The organism is Microcoleus sp. BROC3 (assembly GCF_036702515.1).
In the GTDB taxonomy this organism is placed as follows: domain Bacteria; phylum Cyanobacteriota; class Cyanobacteriia; order Cyanobacteriales; family Microcoleaceae; genus Microcoleus.
Genome location: NZ_JAUBTQ010000040.1, coordinates 22,667 through 34,660, shown reverse-complemented (window position 1 = coordinate 34,660; position 11,994 = coordinate 22,667). Strand labels below are relative to the sequence as shown.

At 45.6% G+C, this 11,994-nt stretch carries 11 protein-coding genes; 7 read left to right on the top strand and 4 right to left on the bottom strand.

Features of this window, described 5'->3' with window-relative positions; all coding sequences use genetic code 11:
- The first annotated feature begins 75 nt into the window (after positions 1 to 75).
- A complete protein-coding gene (locus QUB30_RS23080; protein WP_333338026.1) occupies positions 76 to 2,310 on the top strand; it encodes a hypothetical protein in 2,235 nt (744 codons plus the stop codon).
- Between the two features lie 138 nt (positions 2,311 to 2,448).
- Here QUB30_RS23080 and QUB30_RS23075 read toward each other — a convergent pair whose 3' ends face one another.
- The 3 genes from QUB30_RS23075 to QUB30_RS23065 all read right to left on the bottom strand — a co-directional run bounded on the left by QUB30_RS23075 (position 2,449) and on the right by QUB30_RS23065 (position 6,462).
- Entirely contained in the window at positions 2,449 to 3,144 is a 696-nt protein-coding gene (locus QUB30_RS23075; protein WP_333338024.1) for a Uma2 family endonuclease, read from the bottom strand.
- Between the two features lie 240 nt (positions 3,145 to 3,384).
- Entirely contained in the window at positions 3,385 to 4,794 is a 1,410-nt protein-coding gene (locus QUB30_RS23070) for a (Fe-S)-binding protein (RefSeq protein ID WP_333338020.1), read from the bottom strand.
- 279 nt (positions 4,795 to 5,073) lie between these two features.
- Complete coding sequence (locus tag QUB30_RS23065) at positions 5,074 to 6,462, bottom strand: FAD-binding oxidoreductase (RefSeq protein WP_333338017.1); 1,389 nt, start codon at positions 6,460 to 6,462, stop codon at positions 5,074 to 5,076.
- A gap of 97 nt (positions 6,463 to 6,559) precedes the next feature.
- Between QUB30_RS23065 and QUB30_RS23060 the strand changes: the two genes are divergently transcribed.
- From QUB30_RS23060 to QUB30_RS23035, 6 genes are all read left to right on the top strand, one after another.
- A complete protein-coding gene (locus QUB30_RS23060) occupies positions 6,560 to 8,020 on the top strand; it encodes an ATPase domain-containing protein (protein ID WP_333338014.1) in 1,461 nt (486 codons plus the stop codon).
- A 341-nt stretch (positions 8,021 to 8,361) separates the two neighbouring features.
- Positions 8,362 to 8,733 carry a response regulator gene (locus QUB30_RS23055; protein WP_333338011.1) on the top strand — a complete coding sequence of 124 codons (372 nt, stop codon included), beginning with the start codon at positions 8,362 to 8,364 and terminating at the stop codon, positions 8,731 to 8,733.
- Complete coding sequence (locus tag QUB30_RS23050; RefSeq protein WP_333338009.1) at positions 8,730 to 9,890, top strand: ATP-binding protein; 1,161 nt, start codon at positions 8,730 to 8,732, stop codon at positions 9,888 to 9,890. Before QUB30_RS23055 ends, QUB30_RS23050 begins: the two co-directional genes overlap by 4 nt.
- A gap of 51 nt (positions 9,891 to 9,941) precedes the next feature.
- Entirely contained in the window at positions 9,942 to 10,127 is a 186-nt protein-coding gene (locus QUB30_RS23045; protein WP_333338007.1) for a DUF4079 domain-containing protein, read from the top strand.
- Between the two features lie 81 nt (positions 10,128 to 10,208).
- Positions 10,209 to 10,412: a hypothetical protein gene (locus tag QUB30_RS23040; protein ID WP_333338004.1), complete on the top strand. Its 204-nt coding sequence runs from the start codon at positions 10,209 to 10,211 to the stop codon at positions 10,410 to 10,412.
- The gene (locus QUB30_RS23035; protein WP_333338002.1) at positions 10,367 to 10,573 is read left to right on the top strand and encodes a DUF4079 family protein; all 207 of its coding nucleotides are present in this window, start codon (positions 10,367 to 10,369) and stop codon (positions 10,571 to 10,573) included. The genes QUB30_RS23040 and QUB30_RS23035 overlap by 46 nt, the downstream gene beginning before the upstream one ends.
- Positions 10,574 to 10,685: 112 nt before the next feature.
- Here the strand turns inward: QUB30_RS23035 and QUB30_RS23030 are convergent, their stop codons facing one another.
- On the bottom strand, positions 10,686 to 11,666 hold the full coding sequence (locus tag QUB30_RS23030; protein WP_333337999.1) for a DALR anticodon-binding domain-containing protein: 981 nt from the start codon (positions 11,664 to 11,666) through the stop codon (positions 10,686 to 10,688).
- Positions 11,667 to 11,994: the final 328 nt, after the last annotated feature.

Below are 11,994 nucleotides of genomic sequence, written 5' to 3'. Positions count from 1 at the left end.
AAAAGATTCTCGATCGGGTTTCCAGCAGGGTGCAGCTAGCGATCGCATACATTTAAAAAAGACATCCGTAAATTTATGAGCGAGTTTACACAAGGGCTGGAGCAAATGCAGCCCGCAGAAAAGACGCACTACCTGGGAATCCTGCCAAATCAGCTAGCAGCGAGTTCAGACTCAGAAAAATTATACAGCTTACTAACAGATTACAATTTTATTGAAGCCAAGCTGTCAGCATCGGGAGTACAGGCGCTAATAGAAGATTACGATTTAGCAACAAGTCCCGATATTATAACCTCAGACCAAAAAGCCGACCAACTCAAATTAATCCAAGAAGCAATTCGGCTGTCTGCCCATATTCTAGCTAAAGACAACACCCAACTAGCCACTCAACTAATTGCGCGCTTGATGGGCTTTGAAAGTCCAGAAATTCAAGCACTGCTAGCACAAGCAAAACACCAAAAAAAAACCTGGCTGCAGCCACTAACCCCCAGCTTTACTCCCCCCGGCGGGAGATTGCTACGCACCCTCACCGGACATACAGATTGGGTACAAGCTGTAGCAATCACCCCCGACGGCAAGCGGGCAATTTCTGCCTCCTCCGACCACACTCTCAAAATTTGGCACTTAGAAACAGGAGAAGAACTTTCCACCCTCAAAGGTCATCTTACCTACGTCAATGCTGTAGCTGTCACCCCCGACGGCACTAAAGTAATTTCCGGTTCTTGGGACAATACTATTAAAGTTTGGGATTTAGAAACTGGACAAGAAATATTTACCTTTGCCGGCGATACTTTTGCCGTAGAAGCTGTAGCGGTTACTCCCGAAGGCAATCGAGTAATTTCTGGTTCTTGGGATGGCAGTATTAAAGTTTGGGACTTGAGAACCACAGAAGTAATCTTTAACTTCAAAAGTCACAGCAGTTTTGTGCAGTCCGTAACAGTAACTCCTGATGGCAAACGGTTGATTTCTGGGTCGGGTGACAATAGCATTAAAGTCTGGAACCTAGAAACGGGAAAAGAACTTTTTACTCTCACAGGTCATGCAGACTGGGTAAAAAGTGTAGCAGTTACTCCCGACGGCGAAAAAATAATTTCCGGGAGTTATGACGGAACTGTTAAAGTCTGGAGTATATCCGAAAAAAAGCAACTTTTTACTTTAGGAAAACACAGCAGTTTCGTTCAAGCTGTAGCCGTCAGTCCAGACGGCAAACGAGTAATTTCGGCAGCAGGCGACAAAACGCTGAAAGTGTGGAATTTGGAAACAAAAGAAGAACTTTTCACTTTTACCAATCACATCGCCCCCGTGAATGCTGTAGCTGTTACCCCCGACGGCCAGCGGATAGTTTCTGGTTCCTCGGACAAAACTCTCAAAGTTTGGCACTTAGAAATAGGAAAACAAAATTTATCATTTGCAGGTCACGATGACTGGGTAAATGCTGTAGCAGTGACGGCGGACGGTACTAAAGCGATTTCCGGTTCTGGAGACAACAGCATTAAAGTCTGGAATCTTGAAAACGGACAGGAAATTTTTACTATTCCCGGTCATAAAGATTGGGTAAAAGCGATCGCCATAACAGCAGATAGCCAGCGAGTAGTTTCGGGTTCCGGCGACAAAACTGTGAAAGTTTGGAATCTAGAAACCGGACACGAAATATTTACTTTCACGGGTCATACAGACTGGGTGAATTCTGTGGCAGTGACTGCCGACGGAACGATGGCAATTTCGGGTTCTGGAGACAAAACTATTAAAGTTTGGAGTTTAGAAACAGGAGAGGAAGTTTTTACTTTTTTAGGTCACGAGGACGGGATAAAAGCTGTGGCAGTTACTCCCGACAGCAAGCGGATTATTTCGGCTTCCGGCGACAAAACTCTGAAAGTTTGGAGTTTGGGGAAAGAAAAGAATATTTTGGCACATTTCTGGAATTTAGCCGTCAAAAATCTACTTTTCACTCTCAAAGGTCATGAGAGTTTTGTGAATGCTGTGGCAGTTACGGCAGATGGCAAATGGGCGATTTCTGGCGGGCGGGAAAACCATCTGAAAGTTTGGAATTTGTCAAGTAGAAAAGAAATTTTTACTTTGGTAGGTCATGACGATGCCGTAACATCTGTGGCGACTGTGGGAAATAAGGTGATTTCTGTTTCGGATGACAATACTCTAAAAGTTTGGGATTTGTTAAGTCGAGAAGTAATTGCTAGTTTCAGGGGAGATAGTGCTTTGAAATCTTGTGCTATTGCACCGGATGGAGTGACAATTGTGGCGGCGGAAGCTTCAGGACAAGTGCATTTTTTGAGGTTGGAAGAGGGGGAAAAATAACCTACGGGTAGGGACACGGCAATGCCGCGTCCTTACAAATATAATGTGAAATTAACGGGGTTTGATATTAATTATGAGGGTGCGCGGTCCGCGGCTTACGGCTTAATGTAGCCCGATCGCTCTTTTCCCCAGTCTAGTTTACAATTGTTCCGGGTCAATTCCCATCGATCGCAGTCTTTCTGCCAGTAAAGCAGCCCGCTGTTCGGCTTGTTCTGCCCGCTGTTCGGCTTGTTCTGCGCGCTGTTCGGCTTGTTCCAAGCTGCGAGAAACCTCCTCATAACTTGCAAACGGTTCGCCGTCAGGGCGATAAATTTGCAACTCTTCACCCGACAAATCAAAGCGAATTCCCAGTCGGGGGCTGACCCAATTTTCGATCGCATCAATTACGTCCAAACGCCCCTGTGAACGCATCCAACCGCTAAAATCGTTGCGTTCCGGGTCGTACAGGTAATATTCCTCTACCCCGTGGCGATCGTAAAATACCTGTTTTTTATTCATTTCTGTTAGCCTTTTACCGGGAGAAAGAATTTCAAACACTACTTGCGGCGCGATATTTTCTTCTTCCCACTGCTTGTAAGAACCCCTATCTCCTTTCGGTCTGCCGAAGACTACCATCACATCCGGGCCGACGCGAATCTTGTTATCTCCTTCGACGGGATACCACAGCAAATCGCCCGCGACAAATACATTCGGGTCATCGCCAAAAAGCCACGCTAAATTTTGTTGGATGATGAGTATCCAGCGAAATTGTTTGGTATTGTCAGACATTGGTTGGCCGTCGCTGTCGGGGTAAATTACATCAGGTTTTTGAGGAGACTTGACTTGAGTTACCATAACTGTTGTCCGGCGTGAATAACTGTTGAATTTAATTTTAGCTTGTGAGAAATGTGAGAAGTACGATGCCCTGCGGGATAGCTACGCTTCACGACCTTTCTCAAAAGAATAACCTATTCCTCTTTCTCATTCTTCTGCCCCCTCTGTGGAACAGGCGTCCCGCCTGTGAATTTCTGCTGTTCTTTAAAAAACATCTCACTCAGCATCGAAAATAGGGCGGACACCGCCCGCCCTACAAAACTACTTCCTCAGCAACTTCACCCCGCGAATCGAATAATCCAAAAGCTCAATTGGGTGCATTAAAGTAACTTCCTTTCCCTGCAACTCCAAATGCTTCTTAATTTGCAAAGAACAACCCGGATTAGAAGAAGCAATCAACTCCGCCCCAGTATTCAGCAAATTCTCCACCTTTTGCACTCCCAATTCATCAGCAATCTCCGGCTGAAGCATATTGTAAACCCCCGCACTGCCGCAGCACAAAGCCGCATCAATCGGTTCTTTTAACTTCACCCCAGGGATTTGTTGCAGCAACTGACGCGGCTGCAAACTAATCTTTTGCCCGTGCAACAAATGACACGCATCCTGATAAACAATTGTTAAATCTCCCTCAATCAAAGGATGGAGTTTCGCCGTAATTCCCGCACTTGCCAAAAACTCCTGCACGTCCTTCACATTAGCAGCAAATTTCTCAGCTTTCTCCCGATAATCCGGGTCATCTGCTAAAATGTGACCGTATTCTTTCAAAGTGTGACCGCACCCAGCAGCGTTGATTATCACCACATCAACGCCAGTATTTTCAAAGCTATCAATCATTTGTCTCGCCAAAGATTTCGCCTGTTCCGCTTGCCCTTGGTGTTCCGGCAATGCAGCACAGCATCCCTGACTTTTAGGAATCACAACCTCACAACCGTTAGCCGTCAAAACTCGCACCGTAGCCTCATTAACTGGCGAAAATAACAGCCGCTGGACGCAGCCTAAAATCACGCCGACTCGATAGCGTTTCTCCCCTTGTGCCGGAATTACCTCAGGCAAATTATCCCGGAAAGAATCAACAGTAACTTTCGGCAAAATTGATTCCATCGCCGCCAAGCGGGGAAATACTTTTTTCAGCAAACCTGTTTTGCGGACAAGTTTTGGCAGTCCTAATTTTTGATAAATAAACAGGGGTACAAGTAAAGGCCGCAATCTGTGAGGATAAGGGAAGAGATTAAAAATCAGAGTGCGAATTACATTATCGGAAAAAGTGCGTTCCTGATTTCTGGCAACTTGGTGGCGAGTTGCAGAAATTAATTTGTCGTATTGAACTCCTGACGGACAAGCTGTAACGCAGGCTAAACAGCCCAAACAAGTATCGAAATGCTGCGAGGTTGCTTTGTTTAAAGGTGCGTCGCCTTCGTTAATTGCATCCATTAAATAAATGCGGCCTCTGGGGGAATCCATTTCTTTGCCGAGTACGCGATAACTCGGACAAGTTGACAAGCAAAAGCCGCAGTGCACGCAAGTATCGATTAATTTCGGCTCTGGCGGATTTTTGGCGTCGAAACCTGGGATTTCAAGGGTTTCTAAGTGGGGATTTTGTGCTAAAAAATTGCTTTCTTTGGCTGGTCTTAAATCGTCGCTGGGAACTTGAGATTTTTCTGAAGTTTGCATATATGACAGAAAGAAAGAACAAGGAAAAAGGAATAAAGCCTGGTTATCCAGTCGAGAAGTTAGAAGCAATCGACTGCCTATGTTTCAGCAATTAAGAACATCCTAAACGTCGGGCGCGGTTGCTATTCATAGCAAGCCTAAATCCGTCAAACAAACACTTCCCTTCATTTCTCTTCCTTCGCGGTCTTCGCGCCTTCGCGGTTCGTAAAAAAAATCTAGTTGACAAATGAATTAGACCGGGATTCAATAAAAACTGAACTCCTTACTAGAAACTTTAAACTAAATACCGCTGATAAAACGATGGGGACTCAAAAGATTTTCCGGGTCAAACTGCTGTTTAATCCGCTGCATTAAAGCGATCGCACTTCCAGTATAACCCCAAACATCTAACTGCTGCTTGATGTCGGTCGGCGCTGCTAAAACAGTCAGAAAACCGCCTTTCGCTTCGCACCCCCTGCGTACCTGCAACAGCGTTTGGGCCGTCGCATTCTCAAACCGCAAAACCCCCAAACCGCTACCTGCATGAATCAAAGCGTCCTGTACCGGCAATTCGTTAATTGCCGTTACAGCTTCCGACGGTCTGATTCCTATTTTGCAAATAATTGCCGACTTTGTGCCAGAATCCCACATTGTTTCTGGCAATCTTTGCCATAACTGATGCTCATCATTTTCGCAGCAGCTAGTGCCTTGCAAACCCAACTTTTCGGCAACTTCCAGTAAGCGGGCTGATTGTTGTTTAACACTTTCTGCGATACTTTGAAATCTGACGATTAATCCCGTGCCCTTTCCTAAGCCTAATTTTGCGACTAATTCAGGTGACAGCAAATCAACGGCTGTCGGAGCCAAAGCAGAAGACAATAAGATTTGAGTTGCTTGAGCTAAAGCGTTAGTTTCTCCTGCCAGCACTACGGTTCCTGATGCTTCAGGCAGCGGATAAACTCGGAAAGTTACTTGACTGATGACGCCCAATGTGCCGTAAGCACCGGTAAACAGTTTCATCAAATCGTAGCCGGCCACATTTTTAACAACTCGACCTCCGGCTACAGCAATTTTACCGTCCGATCGCACAAAGCTAATTCCCAACAGCATATCGCGAACGCCCCGATAGCGGTGGCGCAGGGAACCCGCGTCAGCAGCAGCGACAATGCCGCCCAAGGTTGCTTCTTGTGGATATGCTGGGTCGATTGCCAAAAATTGATTTGCTCCGGCTAAAATTTTCTGCACGTCGGCAAACTTCATCCCGGCTTCCGCAGTCACCGTTAAATCGCCCACAGCGTGTTGTACAAGTCGATTGAGGCGCGAAGTGCTGACAGCCACAAGCCCCGCTGCATTAGGAGAACCCCCTAAATCTCCCTTAAAAAGACCCACTTGGAGTGAATTCTCCCTAGGGGAGTCTAATTTAACTAAACCGCCCCAATCAAGTTTGCTGCCGCTGCCACAAGACAAGACGGCACATCGATTTTGCGCAGCCCAAGCAATGACAGCCGCCAGTTCTTCCTGAGTATTCGGATAAAGGGTACAATCTACTTTCCTGTCGGCGGCAACAGCTTTTTGTATCCGTTCTTGCCAAAATGGCTCTGTATCTTGCCACAGGCAGATGCCAGAAGTGCCGACAATGCTTTCTAATTCTTGTGTGCTAACGTAATTTTCGGTAGAAAAAAATTTCATTCAGGTTATCAGACGCCCGGTAAAACAAATAATCAAATGACTGCCTAAAACTATTAAATATTAAGAAGGGCGCGATATTGTAAACATGAAGAAACAAATGTCAGAAAACCGATTATCAGTAGGAATTACCGGTCTCAACGAAGTGATTGGCGGCGGCCTAATACCTCAGCGCTCTTATCTGGTGCGCGGCGGCCCGGGTACTGGCAAGACTACACTGGGCTTTCACTTTTTGGCCGCAGGTGTGGCTCTGGGAGAAAAGGTGCTGTTCATTACTTTAGGAGAACCGGAAGCGCAATTGCGCGCCAATGCCCAATGGCTCGGTTTTGACATCGAAGCGATGCCGTTCCTCGATTTGAGCCCGTCCTCAGAATTTTTTACCAAAGTTCAAACCTACGACATTTTTTCCGCCTCCGAGGTAGAACGAGAACCGACTACGCAAAAGATTATCGAACAGGTACAAGCTGTCAAACCGCAGCGGGTGTTTTTGGATGCGATTACTCAATTCCGCTACTTAGCCACAGACGAGTTCCAATTCCGCAAACAAGTTCTCTCTTTTCTGCGCTTTTTAGTAGAAGGGGGGGCGACGGTAGTGTTCACCTCCGAAGGCACATTAAGTGCTCCCGATGATGATTTACAATTCATCAGCGACGGAGTAATTTATTTAGAACTGCTGCCTGAAGGGCGCACCCTGTCTGTCACCAAGCTTCGGGGTTCCAATTTCCGGGATGGCCGCCATTCGCTGCGTTTGACTGAGACTGGAATGCAGGTATTTCCGCGACTGCTGCCGGACAGTTATCAGCAGGATTTTATCGCCGAGGCGATTTCTTCGGGGATTCCAGAAATGGACGAACTGCTGCACGGTGGATTGGAACGGGGTACTGTGTCGGTGATTAGCGGGCCTAGCGGTGTGGGAAAAACCACGGTGGGCATTCAGTTTATGAAGGAAGCAGCCGCAAGGGGGGAGCGATCGGTAGTTTACATTTTTGAGGAGTCAACTTCTACTCTGCTGCACCGCTGCGAATCAGTTAACATACCGGTTCAGCAGATGATCGACCAAAAAAGTCTTTCGGTGATACCTGTCGAACCTTTGCTGTACTCGCCTGATGAGTTTGCCAATATGGTACGCACAGAGGTGGAGGCTCATCAGACGCGGATTGTGATGATTGACAGTATTTCTGGCTATCAGCTTTCGATGCGGGGGCAAGATTTGGTTAGCAATTTGCACGCTTTGTGCAAATATTTGAAGAATATGGGAGTTACGGTAATTCTCATTAATGAAATAGAAACTCTTGCTGGAGATTTCCGCATGACCGAGATCGGGATTAGCTATTTGGCGGATAATCTTGTGTTTATACGCTACCTGGAACATCAGTTGCCGACTCGAACAGAAATCTGCAAGGCGATCGGAGTCATTAAAAAACGAGTCAGCAATTTCGAGAAAACTTTGCGAGAACTCGATATTACTCGCTACGGTATCAAAGTCAGCAAACCAATACGGGGACTGCGCGGCATTTTGAGCGCTGCGCCGCTGTGGATGGATGTAGAAACTGAAGATTGATGCGGGGCTATTTCTGCTTTTTTGGGGCTGCTAATCCCGGCTAATTTTGAAATAGTTAGTTTATTGAAGAATTTAATGTTAATTTATTAGTACAATCTGTTTTTCTCATTTGTATCGTAGTCTCGCTCCCCCTCGCATCCCCCTTAAAAAGGGGGCTTTGATATCTCTTGTCCCCCTATTTTTAAGGGGGGTAGGGGGGAGCGAAGTGATTGTGATTCAAACAGAAGATACTACGTTTAACCTTAAGTTGACGCGAATGGTGCGCCCACAAGCACCATACTTCTATCTAAAATCTAAAATCTAAAATCTAAAATCTAAAATCTAAAATCTAAAATCGATGAATGATTAGCAATTCAACAATTCTGACGGTAGACCGCAACCAGCGCAATTTGGAACTGCTGTCGCAATTTCTGCACAAAGAAGGATACCAGACGATGATGGCTTCCAGCTTTGAGGAGTTTGCACTGGCGATCGACCAGCCTCATAAAATTGGGATAGCTTTAGTAGATATTTCTGGTTTCGACCGCCGGATTTGGGATTGCTGCGAACAACTGCGCAGTTACCAAATCCCTTTTTTAATACTTTCGCCCAAACAAAGCGCTGTGATTCAGCAGGAAAGCTTATGCCACGGTGCTCGCAGTATACTAATAAAACCTTTGGCCGTTAGACAGTTACTGAGCCTTGTTCACAGCTTGCTAGGAGAACCTCCGTGAGTCAAATTTTATTGCTTGTCGAACAAAAAGAAAATCGCCGCCTCTTGTTAGAATGGTTAGCAGTTAACTACGTGGTATTGCTGCCCACTTCAACTAATGAAATTGACGATTTGTCGCAATTCAATCAACCCTTTGGCATGGGTATTATTGACGGTCTTGCCCTCAAACGCCACTGGCAGTGGGTGGCCGAAAAAAAACAAGCCGAACATCCGGTCACTCTGCCTTTTCTTTTAATTACATCGCGGTCGGATGTGGGGATGGCAACGCAATTTCTCTGGCAGACAGTAGATGATTTAATTCTAGCTCCGATTGAGAAGATAGAATTGCAAGCGCGGGTGGAAATTTTGTTGCGATCGCGGCAGTTGTCTTTAACCCTAAAATTGTCTCACGACCAACTCGATCGCTCCCTGCAAACAGCCCAAGAACTTAACGAGAGCAAAACATCTTTATTGTACATGATATCCCATGACGTTCGCAATCCTTTGAACTTCATCATTGGTACTACACAACTTCTTAGTAAGTACAAATTAAAATTAACAGAGGATAAAAAACAAGAACTTATAGATAAAACTCAAGCAGCAGCCAAAGGCATAGATTTGTTATTAGACGATGTTCTGCTCATCAACCGAGTTGAGTCAGGGAAAGTGGCGTTTTGCATAATCCCGCTAGACTTAGGAAGCTTTTGCAATCAGATAGTAGAAGAGTTTCAGAACAGCCAGAAATTGAAACCTGAAAATTCTCAGGTGGCGCTGATTTTTGTCAATCACAGCCCCTCTGCGACTGCGTGTTTGGAGGCAAGCTTGCTCCGGCGGATTTTGATAAATTTGGTGTCTAATGCTATTAAGTATTCCCTCCCAAATACTCAAGTAACTCTTGAACTAAAAGTCACCGAAACCGAGGTAGTTTTCTCGGTAGAAGACGCAGGCATTGGTATTCCTGCTGAAGACCAAAAACGGCTATTTGAGTTTTTTTACCGGGCTAAAAATGTCACTAGAATTCCCGGTACTGGACTAGGGCTGAGCATTGTCAAAAAATGCGTTGATTTGCATGGTGGCGATATTACATTTACCAGTACCGAAGGAGTCGGTAGCAAATTTACAGTAACATTGCCGATCGCAGAAGTTAGCAGCGATCGAGTTTCCCCTGCAACGCATTAAACTATAGTAGGCATTATAAAAAAGCAATTCAATCTGGAACTTGAAGATGTAATGGCACTCGTCCATTCAGCCCTCGCAGTAGCAGTAGTGTTCCCAATTATTGGCACTGTTGTGAATGGCGCGTGGCAGACTCGCCAGCGGCTGCAAACCGCTGACGGTAGCAAAAGCAAAATTCCCCCGGTTGTCGGCCCGGAACACCTAAAATTGGGCAGATTGCTCACTGGTGCGATCGTATAAATTACCTTAATTGCCCTTGCCTACTCTATTTATTTTAACAGTATTGTGGAGAAGGAGTTGTGGAGCAAATCGCCGCTGCAAGTGGCTTTCATTATACTAATGTTTGCCGAGACAATTGCTTGTTTAGGATTTTTGTCTCAAGCAAGAGAGAAACTTTGGCGGGGAGTATTTCCCGCTTTGACTGGTGTCGGTTTGGTAGTTTTGGGATTTCAAGAGGCGATTTTTCGCAGGGATGATGAATGGCTGGTTTCTCATTTTTATTGTGGCATTACGGCGGCACTGTAAATGGTTTTTTCTGGGCAATTACGCCGGAAATTGATCGGCATAGATCGCACCGCTGGCGAAAACTTCACACAGTTTTAAACTGCATCGCCCTGCTGCTATTGCTCGGTCAAAGAGTTACGGGTTATCGAGATTTGTGGGAAATTCCTTTAAACTGGCAATAAAGAACACATTGAGCAGTGCGATTTCAAAAATTAAAATTGTCCGAAACCAGCGCCCAAAATACAGTCAGATCCTCTCTTCCCGATTGCCTAGTGTTTTTTTATTCTGACTAATTCAAAGCTCTAAAGGAGCAATAGCGTTAAAGAAATTTTCGAGCAGCGAGCGCAACAAAGATTGAGTTGCTAAGATTAAACCCAATCGGGCTTGGGCGAGTTTTGGCTGTTCTATTTTAACTTCTCCCCAAATTCGGCACTGGCTGTAAAAAATCTGAAAGGCTTCGCTCAAATCATTGGCTAATTTAAAATAATTGACAGGTTTTTCGAGTTTTTTTACCTCAAAATTAGGAGATAAATTATCTAACACTGTTAACAGTTGCGATATTAAACTGCGTTCTGCTGGATGCAGTAACCGCAGTCGATCGCCCTCATCAATCCAAGGGATAGGATTTGGACTCGCCAGCGACCAAATTTGCGGTGCTCTAGTGACATCGGGCTGGGCGATCGCAATTATCCGATCGCGGTGGGCCATTCGCAGCAGGGAACAGCAGCGCGCGTGGCTGTACTGAATGGGAAACAGCCGATCGGCTGACACAACAGGAGATAATATTCTAGATTCTGGAACTGGGAGGTTCGTTTGAGCTAAACGCTGCAACCAGACGGCTAAACCTGCATCAGTCAACTCCAACTCAATAATTCCCGCCGGCGCGACTTTAACGGCGAAATCTGGGTAGCACAGCGGTTTGAGAGTTTCGGCCAACTGTGCCGCGATTGTCTGCGGTGTCTGCTGCCAAGTTTTAGCCAATTTCAGGGCGATCGCAGACACGTACAGCACCCGCGCGCTATCTTTACTCCGATTTAACGGAAATATTGCACCATTCTCAATTACTTGTTTAGGAACAGGCATCTTGCCTGTTCCACAAGAAAATTCATCTCTCGCTTCACGGGCATCTTGCCTGTTCTTGAGAATGGTGCCACCTATGAGATTTAACGGAATTTTCCCTAGTGTCTCTTGCTGGGCGATCGCGCTTTGGAACCTTGAAAGCAAGAAACACTTCACTGTAAGTTCTGGGCACTGCGAGATATTTGCTGTATCCATATCGGCCGATCCTGTGGCAACAGGGACTGTTGACTGTTACCGCTTGCACTGTTGTTGTACGTTAAACTGCTGATGTCAGAGATAGTCGATCGACTCCCTCGGGCGGGGCTACATCGAATGAATCTGCTTTATAGCGATTTTTGGGCTAAATTTTACAATAAATTTACGACAAATTTTTTGCCGATCTATACCATTTTGATGTATTTTTTGCTACATTGAATGTTTCGGTAAAACTAAGAAAAATCAGCACAGTTAAGAAGCGTGCAAGCTCGATCGGGGGTTGGTTGTCTCACTTTGTATCGCACTGCTGGCAGAAGCTGTTTTTCTC